Here is a 15625-nt window from a genome sequence, read left to right as displayed (position 1 = left end):
GGGGGGCGAGATGACACACCAACTGCAGGACACCCCGGTGTCCATCGACGAGGCCCGCCGGGTCGAACAGTTTCTGCTGCGCGAGGCGCGCCTGCTCGACAACGAGTGCTGGGACCAATGGCTGCTGAGCCTGAGCGAAGCCATCCACTACTGGATGCCCGGCATCGAGAACCGTCGCCGCGAAGACAAGTCCGGGCCCTACCGCCTGGAGCACATGGCCTTCTTCGATGACGGCATGCGCGAGCTCAAGCGCCGCGTGGCGCGCTTCAAGCAGCCCTCGGCTTGGGCCGAGAACCCGCCCACGCGCAACGTGCACCTGGTCAGCAACATCGAGGTGTACGCCGGCGCCGAGCCGGGCGAGTACCTGGCGTACTCGTGCTTCGTCAACGTGCGCAGCCGCGGCCTGGACGAACACGCCCAGCTGGCCGGGCGGCGCGAGGACGTGCTGCGCCTGGAGGCCGAGGGCCTCAAGCTGCTCAAGCGCAAGATTCTGATCCCCAACGCGATGTTGCTGTGCAAGAACATCAACACGTTCCTATGAGGGCCTGCACATGGCTTGGTTGAAAGGGCAGGTGGCACTGGTCACCGGCGGTACCGGCGGCATTGGCAGCGCCATCGTGCGCCGCTACGTGGCCGAAGGCGCCAGGGTCGCGGTAATGGGCCGCGACGCGGCGCAACTGGCGGCGCTGGCTGCCGAGCTGGGCGATGCGGTGATCACCGTGCAGGGCGACGTGGCGCGCTATCAGGATAACCAGCGCGCCGTGGCCGCCACCCTGGAGGCGTTCGGCAGGCTCGACACCTTCGTCGGCAACGCTGCGGTGTTCGACTATTTCACCCGCCTGGACCGCATCGCCCCGCAGGATTTCGAGGGTGCGTTCCAGAAACTCTTCGCCACCAACGTGCAGGGCTACCTGCTCGGCGCGCAGGCGTCGATCGAGGCGCTGCGCCAAACCCGTGGCAGCATGATCTTTACCTTGTCCAACAGTGCCTTTTATGCCGGCGGTGGTGGCATTCTGTACGTCACCGCCAAGCATGCGCTGGTGGGCATGATCCGCCAGCTGGCCTACGAGCTGGCGCCGGACATCCGGGTCAACGGCGTGGCGCCGGGGGCGACCAACACGCCGATGAAAAGCCTGGATGGCCTGAACAGCCGCAGCGTACCGCTCAACCAGATCCCCGGGTTCGAGGCCGGTGCCGCGCAGGCTGTGCCCCTGCAACGGATTGCCGAGCCCGAGGACCACACCGGGCACTACGTGCTGCTGGCCTCGCGCGAGAATGCCGGGTTGACCACCGCCAACATCATCCACAGCGATGGCGGCTGGGAGATTCGCAGCGCCGGCCCCACGCGGTCGCGCAAGGCCTGAGCCTTGATAACCAGAACAAGAGAGATGCGTGATGACAACAACAAGCCTGAGTGCACCGCAACAGCAACTCCTGAACCTGTTCGCCGGGCTCGACCTGCCGGTGCTGGCCGCGCCGATGTTCCTGGTGTCGGGCCCGCGCCTGCTCGCCGCCAGCTGCCAGGCCGGCATCGTCGGCAGCCTGCCGGCGCCCAATGCGCGCACCGTCGAGCAACTGCAGCAATGGCTGGAACAGATCGTCGGCGAGCGTGACGCCGCGCAGCAGCGTGGCGAGCAGTGGGCGCCGTGGATGCTCAACATGATCGTGCACAGCACCTACGACCGCTTCGAGGCCGAGCTTGAACTGGTGCGCCGTTACCAGCCGCCGATCGTTTCCACCGCCCTGGGCAGCCCCAAGCGCGTGCTCGACACCGTGCACGCCTATGGCGGGGTGGTGATCGCCGACGTGATCAGCCCGGCCCTGGCACGCAAGGCCGTGGCCGCCGGCGTCGATGGCCTGGTGCTGGTGTGCAACGGCGCCGGCGGGCATACAGGCAACTACAACCCGTTCGCCTTCGTCGCCGAAGTGCGCGAGTTCTGGGACGGCCCGCTGGGCCTGGCCGGGGCGATCTCCAACGGGCGCGACATCCATGCCGCGCAGGTGCTGGGCTGCGACTTCTCGCTGGTGGGCACGCGCCTGATCGCCACCCACGAAAGCCTGGTCGAGGACGCCTACCGCGACATGCTGGTGGAGTGCTCGCTGGACCAGGTGACCACCACCAAGGCGGTCAGCGGTGTGCTGGCCAACTGGATGCAGCCGTCGCTGGACAAGGCCGGCATCGACCCGCGCAGCGAAACCCGCCCCAGCATCGACTTCTCCGGCGACATCGCCACCGCCAACAAGGCGTGGAAGCACGTGTGGTCGGCGGGGCAGGGCGTGGGCCAGATCACCCGCACCTGCAGCGTGGCCGAGCTGGTCGACGAACTGCACCAGGGCTATCGCCAGAGTCGCGCGCGCGCGTTGTAAGCCAACCGGACCCGTTCAGGAGCAACCCCATGACCCACCCCAACCTTCAGGCCGCCGCCGCAGCGCTGGCCCAGGCCCGCTCGACCCGCACCCCGTGCGGGCGCATTTCCGAGCGTTTCGACATCCAGTCGCTGCACGACGCCTACGCCGTGCAGGAACTCGCCACCCAGGCCGCGCTGGCCGCCGGCCGGCGCCTGAGCGGGCGCAAGGTCGGCCTCACCTCGCTGGCGGTGCAGCAGCAACTGGGCGTCGACCAGCCCGACTTCGGCATGCTGTTCGCCGACATGGAATGCCACGATGGCCAGGCCATCGACAGCACGCGGCTGATCCAGCCCAAGGCCGAGGGCGAGATCGCCTTCTTGCTGGGGCGCGACCTGCCCGACCCCGACACCACCCTGGGCGAGCTGCTGCGCGCGGTCGACCATGTGCTGCCGGCGCTGGAAATCGTCGACTCGGCCATCGAGGACTGGAAGATCACCCTGGTCGACACCGTGGCCGACAACGCCTCCTCGGGCCTCTACGTGCTGGGCAAGACCCCGATCAGCCTGCACGGCCTGGACCTGGCCCTGGAAGGCATGCTGCTGGAGAAGAACGGTGCCCAGGCCGCCATCGGCGTGGGCGCCGCGTGCATGGGCAACCCGCTGGATGCCTGCCTGTGGCTGGCGCGCACCATGGCCCTGGCCGGGCGCCCGCTGCAGGCCGGGGACGTGCTGCTGTCCGGCGCGCTGGGGCCGATGGTGCCGGTGGTGGCGGGCGACAGCCTGCGCCTGCGCCTGACCCGCCTGGGCGAAGTGAGCTGTCGCTTCACCTGAGCCGTGCCGGCTTGAACCCGGCGGCCTGACCGACCGCCGGTACCTACAACAATAAAACCAGTGAGCAGCGGGCCGACGGCCTGCCGCGCTCACGAGGGCGTGCAATGTACGACTTCTTCAACGACCCCACCCAGCTGGCCCCCGCCCAGGTGCTGTACGAACCGCGTGCCGACGGCAGCTTCGTGCTCAGCTCGCCCGAGCCGCTGCAACCCTATGCGCGCTGCATCGGCCAGTGGCTGGAACACTGGGCCGTGCAGGCGCCGCAGCGTGCCTACCTGGCCGAGCGGCGCGGCGCGGGCTGGTTCAGCCTGACCTACGAGCAGGTGCGCCAGCGCGTCGGCGCCCTGGCCCAGGGCCTGCTGGAACTGGACATCGCAGCCGGCCGGCCGCTGCTGATGCTCTCGGAAAACGACCTGGACCAGGCGCTGCTGACCCTGGCGGCGATGCACGTGGGCATCCCGGTGTCGACCATCTCGGTGGCCTACTCGCGCAATACCGGCAGCGGCTGCGCCAAGCTCAAGGCGATTGTCGAGGTGCTCAAGCCGGGGCTGATCTTCGTCAACGACGGCGATGCCTATGGCCGCGCCATCGCCCTGGTCGACCCGGACTGCCCGGTGGTGGCGGCGCGCAACGCCCAGGAAATCCCCGGTGCGCTGGCCCTGCCGCACCTGTACAAGGGCGAGACCCCGGCGGTGATGGCCGCCTTCGCGCGCCTGGATGGCGACACCCCGGCGCGCTACCTGATGACCTCCGGCTCCACCGGTGCGCCCAAGGCCGTGGTCAACACCCACGGCATGCTCTGCGCCAACCAGCAGGCGATTGCCCAGTGCTGGCGCTTTCTGGAGCAGGGCGAACTGATCGTGCTCGACTGGCTGCCCTGGAGCCACGTGTTCGGCGCCAACCACAACTTCAACCTGGTACTGCGCAACGGCGGCACCCTGTACATCGACGACGGCCTGCCGGTGCCGGGGCAGATCGACCGCACGCTGGAGAACATCCGCTCGGTCAGGCCCACGCTGTTCTTCAACGTGCCGCGCGGCTACGAGATGCTGCTGCCGCACCTGGAGCGCGACCCGGCGCTGGCCCAGGCCCTGTTCGGGCGCCTGCGCATGCTGTTCTATGCCGCTGCCGCCCTGCCGCAAAGCAGCTGGAGCCGGCTGGTGGCGTGTGCCGGGAAGGTGCGCGACACGCCGCTGTTCTTCGCCACCGAATGGGGCTCCACCGAAACCTCGCCGGTGGTCACCAGCGTGCACTTTGCCGCCGACAAGGCCGGCATCATCGGCCTGCCGGTACCGGGCACCGAGCTCAAGTTCGTGCCGGCCGGCGACAAGCTGGAGATGCGCGTGCGCGGCCCCTCGGTGTTCCCGCGCTACCTGGGCGACCCGGCCAGCACCCTGGCGGCGTTCGATGAAGAGGGCTTCTACCGCATCGGCGACGCCGGGCGCCTGGTCGACCCGGCGCGCCCCGAGCTGGGCGTGCAGTTCGACGGCCGTGTGACCGAGGACTTCAAGCTCAGCAGCGGCACCTGGGTGTCGGTGGGCACGCTGCGCCCACGCCTGGTCAGCGCGCTGGCGCCGTATGCCAGCGACTGCGTGATCGGCGGGCATGACCGCGACATGATCGGCGCGCTGGTCTACCCGTCCCAGGCCCTGCGCGACCTGCTCGGCGCCGAGGGCCAGCACATGAGCGGTGCACAGCTGGCGCTGCAGCCCGAGGTGCGCCTGGCGCTGTGCGCGGGCCTGCAGGCACTGGCCCGGGAATACCCGGCCTCGTCCCAGCATGCCGTGCGCCTGGTGATCCTCGATTCGCCGCCCAGCCTCAACGACGGCGAGATCACCGACAAGGGCTACATCAACCAGCGCACCGCCTTGAGCCTGCGCGCCGAGGCCGTGCAGCGCCTGTACGCCGACAGCCTCGACCCGAGCGTCATCCTCCTCGCCGAAGTCTACGGAGAAGCCGTATGAACCCTGCAAAATTCAATGTCGCCATCATCGGCTCCGGCAACATCGGCACCGACCTGATGATCAAGCTGCTGCGCCACGGCAAGCACCTGAAAATGGCCGTGATGGTCGGCATCGACCCGGCCTCCGACGGCCTGGAACGCGCCCGCCGCCTGGGCGTGGCCACCACCCACGAAGGGGTCGAGGGCCTGGCGCGCATGCCCGAGTTCGCCGATATCGACTTCGTGTTCGATGCCACCTCGGCCGGCGCCCATGTACGCAACGACGCCTACCTGCGCGCACGCAAGCCCGGCATCCGCCTGATCGACCTGACCCCGGCAGCCATCGGCCCGTACTGCGTGCCGGTGGTGAACCTGGAGCAGAACCTGGCGCAGTTGAACGTCAACATGGTCACCTGCGGCGGCCAGGCGACCATCCCGATGGTGGCCGCGGTGTCGCGGGTGGCCAAGGTGCACTACGCCGAAATCGTCGCCTCGATTGCCAGCAAGTCCGCCGGCCCCGGCACCCGCGCCAACATCGACGAGTTCACCGAAACCACCTCCAAGGCCATCGAAGCCATCGGCGGTGCAGCCAGGGGCAAGGCGATCATCGTGATGAACCCGGCCGAGCCGCCGCTGATCATGCGCGACACCGTGTTCGTGCTCTCCGAAGCCTGCGAGCAGGCCCGCGTGCAGGCCTCCATCCACGAGATGGCCCAGGCGGTGCAGGCCTACGTGCCCGGCTACCGGCTCAAGCAGCAGGTGCAGTTCGAGGTGATCGAACCCCAGGCGCCGCTGCTGATCCCGGGCCTGGGCCGCTTCAGCGGGCTCAAGACCTCGGTGTTTCTCGAAGTTGAAGGCGCCGCCCACTACCTGCCGGCCTACGCCGGCAATCTCGACATCATGACGTCCGCCGCGATGGCGACCGCCGAGCGCATGGCCCAGGCCATGGCGCACAACTGAGGATGCCCGCATGACGTTCAATCCCGCCAAGAAGCTCTACATCAGCGACGTGACCCTGCGCGACGGCAGCCACGCGGTGCGCCACCAGTACTCGCTGCAGAACGTGCAGGACATCGCCCGTGCGCTGGACAAGGCCAGGGTCGATTCCATCGAAGTGGCCCACGGCGATGGCCTGCATGGCTCCAGCTTCAACTACGGGTTTGCCGCCCACACCGACCTGGAGTGGATCGAGGCCGTGGCCGACGTGATCAGTCACGCCAGGATCACCACCCTGCTGCTGCCCGGCATCGGCACGGTGCATGACCTCAAGGCCGCGTATGACGCCGGCGCCCGCGTGGTGCGCGTGGCCACCCACTGCACCGAGGCCGACGTGGCCCGCCAGCACATCGAATACGCGCGCGCGCTGGGCATGGACACCGTGGGCTTTCTGATGATGAGCCACATGATCCCGGCCGAGCAGCTGGCCGCCCAGGCCAAGCTGATGGAAAGCTATGGCGCCACCTGCGTGTACATGGCCGACTCCGGTGGGGCGATGAACATGCAGGACGTGCGTGATCGCTTTCGCGCGTTCAAGGCCGTGCTCAAGCCCGAGACCGAAACCGGCATGCATGCCCACCACAACCTCAGCCTCGGGGTCGCCAACTCGATCACCGCTGTGGAGGAGGGGTGCGATCGCATCGATGCGAGCCTGGCCGGTATGGGCGCGGGCGCCGGCAACGCGCCCCTGGAAGTGTTCATCGCCGCCGCCGAGCGCCTGGGCTGGAACCACGGCACCGACCTCTACACGCTGATGGATGCAGCCGACGACATCGTGCGCCCGTTGCAGGACCGCCCTGTGCGGGTCGACCGCGAATCGCTGGCGCTGGGCTATGCCGGGGTCTACTCCAGCTTCCTGCGTCACGCCGAAATCGCCGCGGCGCGCTATGGCCTGAAAACCGTCGACATCCTGGTCGAGCTGGGCAAGCGGCGCATGGTCGGCGGCCAGGAGGACATGATCGTCGACGTGGCGCTGGACCTGCTGGCCGCCGCCGGACGCGCGCAGTGACGGAGGGTACGCACATGAGCTTCACCCTGCAGATCCAGCCGGTCGGCCTGAGCTGCCCGGTCAACGCCGGGCAGAGCGTGCTCGACGCTGCCCTGGCCGATGGCCTGATGCTCAAGCACAGCTGCCGCACCGGCACCTGTGGCAGTTGCAAGGGCCAGGTGCTCAGCGGCGAGGTGGACCACGCCGACAGCCCGCTGGCAGTGCTCAGCGAAGCCGAGCGGGCCCAGGGCCTGGCGCTGTTCTGCTGCGCCAGGGCACGTTCCGACCTGGTCATCGACGCGCCGGAAGTCACTGAGCTACGCGGCATCGGCATCCAGCAGATGGGCGTGCGCGTGGCCAGCCTAGACAAGGTCAGCCACGACGTGGCGGTGCTGCGCCTGATGCTCGCGCCGGGCGCCGCATTCGCCTACCTGCCGGGGCAGTACGTGCAGGTGCTGCTCAAGGACGGCAGCCGGCGCAGCTACTCGATGGCCACCGCAGCGGCGCGCGACAACCAGCTTGAACTGCACATCCGGCACATGCCGGGCGGGGTGTTCAGCGGGCATGTGTTCAATGCGTTGCAGCCCAGGGCGATCCTGCGCATGGAGGGGCCGTTCGGTTCGTTCTACCTGCGCGACAGCCAACGGCCGATGGTATTGCTGGCCAGCGGCACCGGCTTTGCCCCGGTGCAGGCGCTGCTCGAGCAACTGCGCGAGCGCGGCGACAACCGCCGCCCGGTGTACCTGTACTGGGGCGGGCGGCGCCGTGAGGACCTCTACCGGCATGAACAGCTGCTGGCCTGGGAGGCGCAGTTGCCGTGGCTGCGCTACACCCCGGTGCTGTCCGAGCCGGGCCCGGCCTGCGACTGGCAGGGTGCCACCGGCTTCGTGCACCGCCAGGTGCTGCAGGACTTCCATAGCCTCAAGGACTTCGAGGTCTATGCCTGCGGTGCGCCGATCGTGGTCGACTCGGCGCGACGCGATTTCGTCGAGCAGCGGGGGCTGGAGCCCGCGCATTTTCATGCCGATGCGTTCGTGTAGCTCAGGCCGGGCGAGCCCACGCACAGCGGGTGGGTGATCGCGTCACCGTCCTCGGCCCTCAGGGCCCTGGCCGGTGACGCCCCCATGCAGCCTGGATACAAAAAGTTACCTTGGGAAAACCCATTCAAATCAACCCATTAGGAAATTTACGGGATTCAGATACAAAAAATTTCAAAACTCCCGTGTACAGCTGAGGAAGGCCAAGGGTAATTTCTCCTACAAGCTGCGCGGTCAACTCTGCAATGGAATGCAGCCTGTAGCATCCCGGATCTTCATGCCTCCACCGGGGTTGCACCTACAACAATAGAGGGAGCTATCCGTGAACTGCATTTTCTGTGCAATCGCCAAGAAAGAAGCACCGGCTGCCGTTGTCTACGAAGACGAGCAGTGCCTGGCCTTTCTCTCGATTCAGCCGATCACTCCTGGCCATGTCCTGGTCATTCCCAAGGCCCACGCAAGCGGCCTGGGTGATATCCCTCCTCAAACCTGTGGCCACATGATGCGTGTGGGTCAACGGATGGCGGCCGCCCTGCGTGAAAGCGGCCTGAGCCTCGAAGAACAGCCCTGTGAAGGTATCAACCTGCTGCTGTGCGATGGCGCAGTGGCCGGGCAGACCGTAGGTCACGCGCACCTGCATGTTCTGGCCCGCTTTGTCGGTGACGGTTTCAACCTGGGTCATGCGGACCTCCCGATCGCCACGCCACAGGTGCTGGGCGAGCGCGCCGAGCAGATCCGCCGAGCCTTGGCCTCGCTACCACCGAACTGACTGCACCTCGCTCTGGTTCAACGGCACGCCCGCCACTAGCGGGTGAGTGTCTGGCTGTGCGCAGCCCGTAAATCAACAACCTATGGCTATCTACGCAAGGAGGCGAAGCTATGTATTGTCCTGTGGAAACTTAAGTCGTGCGCTGGGCTGAGTTGAATACTACAGATCACAATAAGAAGGGATTTCTCATGCCGTCACTCGCCAGTAACAAGGCTGACTTGCCTTCGGCAAGTATGCAGTTGGTCAAGGATGATTCCGCCGGTTCGGCCATCTACAGTTTCTATGATTCAGTCCTCCAGGAGTTGTGCCAGTCTGACAAGGTAAAGGTCAGGCAGGTGGTAACGCCTGCGCAATTCATCGAACTTTCTCGTGCCCGTAGCCGGTTGTATGGGCAGCGCAAGATCTATTACAAGACGCTGTTTGGCAACTCGGTCGACAACACCGTGTGCCTGGATGAATACGACCCGCGTTCCTATGTGTTTGCCTTTTATCATGATGGTGAAATCATCGGCACTCAGCGTATTACGCCGTTCCCTCACGAGTCGGGTGAGTTCATCAGCCATGAACAACTGGTGCAGTTCTCCGGGCCCAACTACGAGCACGAATGCGTCGAACTTTCGCGCCTGATCGTCGACAAGCATGCCCCGGTCAAGAACGTGGTCAACGGGCTGGCCATGACCGGTGCCTCGCTGGTGGCCCTGCAAGGCGGCTACAAGACGTTCATCACCTATGTGAAGCCACGGCTGGCGCCGAAGTTCGACAGCTTCGTGTTCGATCAGGACGGCATCTTCTTCCAGATCAAGGCCCGTGGCGATCATTACTACGCCCTGTACAAGGGCGATCTGATGCCGTCGGTGACGCCCTTCTTCGGCCTGCCCAGCTGCCCGGCAGACCTGAAGGACGTCGATGACCTGATTCGCCATACCTTGGCCGCCCGTCACGCGAGGCAGTCACTGGCGGGATAAGCATCACACAATAACGACAACATTGAGGTTGATCCAAGATGGAAGCCAGGAACAAAGAAGTGGTCATCGAGTTTTACGAGCGCATGTTTGGTCAGCGTGAACTGGCGGTTGCCGATACCTTGATTGCCGAGGACTACGTGCAGCACAACAACGTGTTCATTCCCCCGCGCCGCGAAGGCTTCAAGACCTACTTCACGCAGTTCTTCAAGACGTTCCCCGAGTCGGGTACCAGTATCGAGCGGGTCTGCGCCGAAGGCGATTATGTCTTCCTGTATGCCAAGCACTGGGCCAAGCACAGGTTCTTCACGGTGAACTACAAGGTGATCGATATCTACCGTGTTGAAAATGGTGTGCTGATGGAACACTGGGACACTATCGAAGGCCTGGGCTTCTTTTCCAAGTTCATCTACATCATCAAGTCCGTGCTGCGCCTGTAACGCCGTATTCGCCTGACCGTATAACACGTGTCATGAACGATTTATCAACACGCCAAGGAAGAGAGTGAAATGACTGAAGTGACCGCGTTTCGCAAAGAGCTCAAAGCCATCTGTGACGCCGAATGGGAAAAGATCAAGGCCGGCCGTTTCTTCCAGATGATGAAGCGTCCCGAACTGCAGCGTGAGCTGTACATCAAGTCGATTGTCCAGGTGTACCACTACACCAAGAACAACGCGATCAACCAGGCGGTGGCGTGCTGGAACCAGGACCACAAGAAGGTCGGCCTGCTGCGTTTCGCGATGAAGCATGCGCTGGAAGAACTGGGCCATGAAAACATGGCGTACAACGACCTGATCGCCATTGGCGTGGACCCGTCGGAGTTCGAGAAACCGATGCTGCCGGCCACCGAGGCGTTCTACGGCTACCTGGACTTCGTTTCCGTATGCCGCGGCATCATTCCGCGCCTGGGCTACAGCTTCTGGGCCGAGGACTGCTATGAGCACCTCGAACCTTTGATGGACGTGTGCAAGAACCATCTCAAGCTGACCGACCAGCAACTGACCTTCTTCGTCGCCCACGCGATCATCGACGAGAAGCACTCCGAGCAGGTCAACGCCGCCATCGACCGCTGGGTCGTGACCGACGAAGAAAAAGAGGCGGTCAAGCAAGTGGCCCGCACCACGGTCTACCTGATGGGCAAGATCCTCGAGTCGGTCGCCGACGAGTTCTGATTGATCGGCACCAGGCGTCCTCGCGCACCCCGCTGCGCGAGGACTTTTTCACATGGCGTGCACAACAATAAAAACGATTGGCTGGTCATGGCGTTTGTCGAACCGCCTGGCGGCCACGGTCAATCCACCAGGAGGTGCCATGAGTAGTAATAGCGACATGATTACCTGGGGCATGATGCTGCGCAAAATTCCCTCGATCACTCGGGCCATTCCTCGGCTCGTCAGGGGCCTCAAGGTTTCCAAACTCAAGGCCGATCAGCCCTGTGGCCTGGGTTGGGCCTTCGAACAGGCGGTGGCGCGCAACCCTCAAGGGCCGGCGCTGCTCTACAAGGACACACGCTTCAGTTACGAACAGGTCAACCAGTGGGCCAACCGTTTCGCCCACTACCTGCTGGCCCGTGGCCTGAAAAAAGGCGATGTGGTAGGCATCTTCATCGAGAACCGCCCCGAATTGCTGGTCAGCGTACTGGCCGTGAGCAAGATCGGCGGCATCTGCGCCATGCTCAACACCTCGCAGACCAACAACGTGCTGATCCACAGCCTGGGCCTGGTCAACCCGTCGGCGATCATCGTCGGCCAGGAGCTGGTGCCATCGTTCGAGGCGGTGCGCGACGAGGTGGCCATCGACAGGCAGCGCACCTTTTTCCTGGCCGACACCGACACCACGCGCGATGCCGGCACCGCCCCCGAGGGCTACGTCAACCTGACCCTTGCCAGTCAGGGGCACGCTACGGCCAATCCGGCGACTACCCAGCAGGTCTACCTCGACGACGCCTGCTTCTACATCTATACCTCCGGCACCACCGGCCTGCCCAAGGCCGGGGTGTTCAAGCATGGGCGCTGGATGAAGGTCTACGGCAGCTTCGGCATGATCGCCCTGGACATGCGCCCCGATGACATCGTCTATTGCACCTTGCCGCTGTATCACGGCACCGGCCTGTGCGTGAGCTGGGGTTCGGCATTGGCCGGTGCCTCGGGCTTCGCCATCCGCCGCAAGTTCAGCGCCAGCCAGTTCTGGGAAGACACGCGCAAATTCAAGGCCACCACCATCTGCTACGTCGGTGAACTGTGTCGCTACCTGATCGATCAGCCTGCGGCCGGCAACGATGGCGACAACCCGGTGGTGAAGATGATCGGCAACGGCCTGCGTCCGGGCGTGTGGCTCGACTTCAAGAAACGCTTCAACATCGAGCGGGTCTGCGAGTTCTACGCCGCCAGTGACGGCAACATCGGCTTTACCAACATCCTCAATTTCGAGAACACCATCGGCTTTGCCATCAACGCCTGGTCGCTGGTGGAGTACGAACACGACACCGGCGAACCACGGCGCAACGCCGACGGATTCATGCAGAAGGTCGGCAAGGGCGGTCAGGGCCTGTTGCTGGCCAAGATCGACGACGACGCCCCGTTCGATGGCTACACCGACCCGGAGAAGAGCAAGAAGGTGGTGCTCTACGACGTGTTCGAAAAGGGCGACCGCTACTTCAACAGCGGCGACCTGATTCGCGATATCGGCTTTGGCCATGCCCAGTTCGTCGACCGCCTGGGGGACACCTTCCGCTGGAAGGGCGAGAACGTCTCCACCACCGAAGTCGAGAACATCATGGTGCAGCACCCCCACATTGCCGAAGCCGTGGCCTACGGGGTGGAAATCAAGAACACCAACGGTCGCGCCGGGATGGCCGCCATCACCCCGTCGGCGCCGCTGGAGCAACTGGATTTCTGCGACCTGCTGCGCTTCGTCAAGAGCCAGATGCCTCACTACGCGGTGCCGATGTTCCTGCGCGTCAAGACCTGCATGGAAACCACCGGCACCTTCAAGTACCAGAAGACCAAGCTCAGAAGCGAAGCCTTCGACCCCAGCCAGACCGGCGAAGACCCGGTGTATGCCTGGCTGCCGGGCACCGAAACCTACGTGCGGGTGACCGATCAGGTGCTGCAGGACATTCATGGCGGCAAGTTCCGCTACTGAAGGGCAACCGCGCCAGCGGCGCACCGCAAGGCCTGCCTGCATGCATGCGCAAGGCTGCTCACTGGAGCGGGCGGCCTTGCGTCCCACTTTCAGCTTCACTGCCCTGCAACTTCTGCCTGCCGGATCCTGCAGCAGCCCGTCGTGACCCCCACCGCTTGATTGCGCGCCTGATGCTCTGCCCCTTGCGGTACAGGGCATTCCGGAGTACAGCTGATGGCAGGATGCCTTCAGTTGTGGCATCGCAGGAGCGTTTCATGATGTCGACCCCCTTACTGCCGGTGCCGCTGCCGCACAAGCGTGACGTGCGCCTGGCCGTGCTGCTGTTGCTGGTGATCTGCGTATCGCTGGCATCGCTGACGGCCTGGAAGATATGGGCTGCACGTCAGCGCGCGCTGAACGAGGTTCAGGTACACAGCCTCAACCTGACCCAGGCACTGGACACCTATGCCGAGGGCATCATCCGCCAGAGTTCGATGATGCTGCTGGGCCTGAGCGAGCGGCTCGAAGTCGATGGCGGCGGGCCGCAGCAACTGGCGCGCCTGGCCGGGCTGGTGGAGGAGCAGAACGAACTGCTGACGCAACTGCATGGGCTGACCATCTATGGCCCGACGGGCGAATGGCTGATGTCGACCAACGGCCCGATTCCGGACGGTGCGAACAGCGCCGACCGCGAGTTCTTCATCCACCATCGCGACAACCCGTCCCGCGAGGTGTTCATCGGCCCGCCGATCCGCAGCCGCTCCACCCAGGACTGGGTGATCACCGTCAGCCGGCGTTTCGAGCAGCCCGGGGGGCAGTTCGCCGGGGTGATCGCGGTGACCCTGGGGGTGGAGAACTTTCTGCGCCTGTTCGGCAAGATCGACGTGGGCAAGGACGGTGCGATCGCGCTCACCTACACCAGTGGGCGCATCCTGGTGCGCTACCCGTTTCGCGAGCAGGACATGGGCCGCGACTTTTCCCGGTCGCCGATCTACACCCGCTACCTGGTGGAAAACTCGGTGGGCACGGCTTCGTTTGCCTCGAGCCTGGATGGGGTGGAGCGCCTGTATGCGTTTCGCAAGAACGAGCACCTGCCACTGGTGACCACCGTGGCCATCGGCAAGCGCGAGGCCCTGGACGCCTGGCGCATGGAAGCGTGGCTGACGGTGGGGCTGGTGCTGGCGTTGCAGGGGGTGATCGCGGTGATTGGCCGGCTGCTGATCCGTGACATGCGCCATCGTGCCGAGATGGATGCGCAACTGCTGGTGGCGCGCGAAGAACTGCTGGCCACCAACCGGCAGCTGGCGGTGCTGGCCACCCACGACACGCTCACCGGGCTGGCCAACCGCCGGCGTTTCGACGAGGTGCTGGCCAGCGAAGTGCGGCGTGCCCAGCGCGAGGCCCAGCCGCTGGCGCTGCTGCTGATCGATATCGATCATTTCAAACGCTTCAATGACGCCTACGGACACATTGGCGGTGACGAATGCCTCAAGGCGGTGAGCGCCTTGCTGCGCGAGTGCGTGCGCCGCCCGACGGATGTGGTGGCGCGTTATGGCGGGGAAGAGCTGGCGATGGTGCTGCCCAATACCGAGGTGGCGGGCGCGGTGGTGGTGGCCGAGACGGTGCTGGCGCGGTTGGCCGAGCTGAACATCGTGCATGCTGGCAGCCCGTTCGGGCGGGTGTCGGTGAGTATCGGCGTGGCAGGCATGGCGGGGCAGGGCGAAACGCCCCTGACGCTGGTGGCGGCGGCCGATCAGGCGCTGTATGCGGCCAAGGCGGCGGGGCGTAATCGGTGTGTGGTGTTCGAGGGGGGCGGTGCCGCCCATCGCGGGTCAAGCCCGCTCCCACAGGGGTAGCGCAAGCCTCTGTAGGAGCGGGCTTGGCCCGCGATGTGCCTCGAATCTTTGGCGCCTGAACTTCCCCCTTCGCTGGCAAGCCAGCTCCCACTGGTATTGCACGGGCCTAAAGGTCACCGCCGTCCCCTGTAGGAGCGGGCTTGGCCCGCGAAGAGGCCCTCACAGACGACACAAAAGCCTTATTGCCGCAACCACTGCGGCGTATTGAAGTTGCTCAGGCGCCGGTCCTCCTCTGCACACTCCACTGCCTGCAACGGATGCTCCAGCAACGCCCGCAGCAGGCTGCGCTCACCGGCCTGCCATGCCGCCTGCAAGCTCGCCTGCTGGCGCACCGGGATCACGCAGAACATCGGCTGCCACTGCTGGCCCTGGCGCACCATCGCCGCGCAGTTCCCGGTCACCGCCACGCTCAGCAACTGCTCGAGCAACCCGCGCTCGATCAGCGGTGCATCACACGCCAGCACCACCAGCCAGGCATGCCGCGCCACCGCAAGCCCGGCCAGCACCCCGGCCAGCGGCCCGGGAAACCCAGGCTCGGCATCGCCCACCAACTGGTCGGCAAACGCCCGATAGGCGTGCTGGTTGCGATTGCAGGAAAGGATCAGGTCATCGCTCAGGTCACGCACCACGGCGTGCACGTGCGCGATCAGCGGGCGCCCCTGCCAGGACAGCAGGCCCTTGTCCTGCCCGCCCATGCGCTGGCCACGGCCGCCGGCCAGCAAAAGAATGGAGCAGGGGGGAAGTACGGCGGCGGTCATTGCAGGGTTCCAGTC

At 65.3% G+C, this 15625-nt stretch carries 15 protein-coding genes; 14 read left to right on the top strand and 1 reads right to left on the bottom strand.

Annotation, left to right across the window (positions count from 1 at the left end; translation table 11 throughout):
- Nucleotides 1–10 precede the first annotated feature (10 nt).
- The 14 genes from KH389_RS15755 to KH389_RS15690 all read left to right on the top strand — a co-directional run bounded on the left by KH389_RS15755 (nucleotide 11) and on the right by KH389_RS15690 (nucleotide 14852).
- A complete protein-coding gene (locus tag KH389_RS15755; protein WP_043861078.1) occupies nucleotides 11–541 on the top strand; it encodes a 3-phenylpropionate/cinnamic acid dioxygenase subunit beta in 531 nt (176 codons plus the stop codon).
- A 10-nt stretch (nucleotides 542–551) separates the two neighbouring features.
- A complete protein-coding gene (gene hcaB, locus KH389_RS15750) occupies nucleotides 552–1364 on the top strand; it encodes a 3-(cis-5,6-dihydroxycyclohexa-1,3-dien-1-yl)propanoate dehydrogenase (protein ID WP_054916105.1) in 813 nt (270 codons plus the stop codon).
- Nucleotides 1365–1395: 31 nt separating this feature from the next.
- Entirely contained in the window at nucleotides 1396–2367 is a 972-nt protein-coding gene (locus tag KH389_RS15745; protein ID WP_043861080.1) for an NAD(P)H-dependent flavin oxidoreductase, read from the top strand.
- Between the two features lie 29 nt (nucleotides 2368–2396).
- Nucleotides 2397–3179 carry a 2-keto-4-pentenoate hydratase gene (locus KH389_RS15740; RefSeq protein ID WP_213605805.1) on the top strand — a complete coding sequence of 261 codons (783 nt, stop codon included), beginning with the start codon at nucleotides 2397–2399 and terminating at the stop codon, nucleotides 3177–3179.
- Nucleotides 3180–3283: 104 nt separating this feature from the next.
- Nucleotides 3284–5143 carry a feruloyl-CoA synthase gene (locus KH389_RS15735; RefSeq protein WP_213605804.1) on the top strand — a complete coding sequence of 620 codons (1860 nt, stop codon included), beginning with the start codon at nucleotides 3284–3286 and terminating at the stop codon, nucleotides 5141–5143.
- Nucleotides 5140–6081 (top strand): acetaldehyde dehydrogenase (acetylating), encoded by a 942-nt coding sequence (locus KH389_RS15730; protein ID WP_043859792.1) that lies wholly within the window; start codon nucleotides 5140–5142, stop codon nucleotides 6079–6081. The genes KH389_RS15735 and KH389_RS15730 overlap by 4 nt, the downstream gene beginning before the upstream one ends.
- Nucleotides 6082–6091: 10 nt before the next feature.
- Nucleotides 6092–7126: a 4-hydroxy-2-oxovalerate aldolase gene (gene dmpG / locus KH389_RS15725; protein WP_213605803.1), complete on the top strand. Its 1035-nt coding sequence runs from the start codon at nucleotides 6092–6094 to the stop codon at nucleotides 7124–7126.
- A gap of 14 nt (nucleotides 7127–7140) precedes the next feature.
- On the top strand, nucleotides 7141–8145 hold the full coding sequence (locus KH389_RS15720; protein WP_196932328.1) for a CDP-6-deoxy-delta-3,4-glucoseen reductase: 1005 nt from the start codon (nucleotides 7141–7143) through the stop codon (nucleotides 8143–8145).
- Nucleotides 8146–8464: 319 nt separating this feature from the next.
- Nucleotides 8465–8911, top strand: coding sequence for an HIT family protein (locus KH389_RS15715; protein WP_043859795.1), 447 nt, complete (start codon nucleotides 8465–8467; stop codon nucleotides 8909–8911).
- A 335-nt stretch (nucleotides 8912–9246) separates the two neighbouring features.
- On the top strand, nucleotides 9247–9876 hold the full coding sequence (locus KH389_RS15710; RefSeq protein WP_229589306.1) for an N-acyl amino acid synthase FeeM domain-containing protein: 630 nt from the start codon (nucleotides 9247–9249) through the stop codon (nucleotides 9874–9876).
- 38 nt (nucleotides 9877–9914) lie between these two features.
- Nucleotides 9915–10313, top strand: a complete 399-nt coding sequence (locus KH389_RS15705; protein WP_043859797.1) for a nuclear transport factor 2 family protein — start codon at nucleotides 9915–9917, stop codon at nucleotides 10311–10313.
- Between the two features lie 69 nt (nucleotides 10314–10382).
- Nucleotides 10383–11045: an iron-containing redox enzyme family protein gene (locus tag KH389_RS15700; RefSeq protein ID WP_043859798.1), complete on the top strand. Its 663-nt coding sequence runs from the start codon at nucleotides 10383–10385 to the stop codon at nucleotides 11043–11045.
- Nucleotides 11046–11184: 139 nt separating this feature from the next.
- The gene (locus KH389_RS15695; RefSeq protein ID WP_043859799.1) at nucleotides 11185–13017 is read left to right on the top strand and encodes a long-chain-acyl-CoA synthetase; all 1833 of its coding nucleotides are present in this window, start codon (nucleotides 11185–11187) and stop codon (nucleotides 13015–13017) included.
- 257 nt (nucleotides 13018–13274) lie between these two features.
- The gene (locus KH389_RS15690) at nucleotides 13275–14852 is read left to right on the top strand and encodes a sensor domain-containing diguanylate cyclase (protein ID WP_104573213.1); all 1578 of its coding nucleotides are present in this window, start codon (nucleotides 13275–13277) and stop codon (nucleotides 14850–14852) included.
- Between the two features lie 179 nt (nucleotides 14853–15031).
- On the opposite strand, the gene mobA is transcribed toward KH389_RS15690, so the two are convergent.
- Nucleotides 15032–15610: a molybdenum cofactor guanylyltransferase MobA gene (gene mobA / locus KH389_RS15685; RefSeq protein WP_213605802.1), complete on the bottom strand. Its 579-nt coding sequence runs from the start codon at nucleotides 15608–15610 to the stop codon at nucleotides 15032–15034.
- Nucleotides 15611–15625: the final 15 nt, after the last annotated feature.

The sequence above is a fragment of the Pseudomonas qingdaonensis genome (assembly GCF_018398475.1).
Lineage (GTDB): Bacteria > Pseudomonadota > Gammaproteobacteria > Pseudomonadales > Pseudomonadaceae > Aquipseudomonas > Aquipseudomonas palmensis.
This window is presented reverse-complemented; position numbering and strand designations above follow the sequence as displayed.

Coding starts and splice junctions, on each gene's coding strand:
- KH389_RS15755 (WP_043861078.1), top strand. CDS start 11: ATGACACACCAACTGCAGGACACCCCGGTGTCCATCGACGAGGCCCGC.
- hcaB (WP_054916105.1), top strand. CDS start 552: ATGGCTTGGTTGAAAGGGCAGGTGGCACTGGTCACCGGCGGTACCGGC.
- KH389_RS15745 (WP_043861080.1), top strand. CDS start 1,396: ATGACAACAACAAGCCTGAGTGCACCGCAACAGCAACTCCTGAACCTG.
- KH389_RS15740 (WP_213605805.1), top strand. CDS start 2,397: ATGACCCACCCCAACCTTCAGGCCGCCGCCGCAGCGCTGGCCCAGGCC.
- KH389_RS15735 (WP_213605804.1), top strand. CDS start 3,284: ATGTACGACTTCTTCAACGACCCCACCCAGCTGGCCCCCGCCCAGGTG.
- KH389_RS15730 (WP_043859792.1), top strand. CDS start 5,140: ATGAACCCTGCAAAATTCAATGTCGCCATCATCGGCTCCGGCAACATC.
- dmpG (WP_213605803.1), top strand. CDS start 6,092: ATGACGTTCAATCCCGCCAAGAAGCTCTACATCAGCGACGTGACCCTG.
- KH389_RS15720 (WP_196932328.1), top strand. CDS start 7,141: ATGAGCTTCACCCTGCAGATCCAGCCGGTCGGCCTGAGCTGCCCGGTC.
- KH389_RS15705 (WP_043859797.1), top strand. CDS start 9,915: ATGGAAGCCAGGAACAAAGAAGTGGTCATCGAGTTTTACGAGCGCATG.
- KH389_RS15700 (WP_043859798.1), top strand. CDS start 10,383: ATGACTGAAGTGACCGCGTTTCGCAAAGAGCTCAAAGCCATCTGTGAC.
- KH389_RS15695 (WP_043859799.1), top strand. CDS start 11,185: ATGAGTAGTAATAGCGACATGATTACCTGGGGCATGATGCTGCGCAAA.
- KH389_RS15690 (WP_104573213.1), top strand. CDS start 13,275: ATGTCGACCCCCTTACTGCCGGTGCCGCTGCCGCACAAGCGTGACGTG.
- mobA (WP_213605802.1), bottom strand. CDS start 15,610: ATGACCGCCGCCGTACTTCCCCCCTGCTCCATTCTTTTGCTGGCCGGC.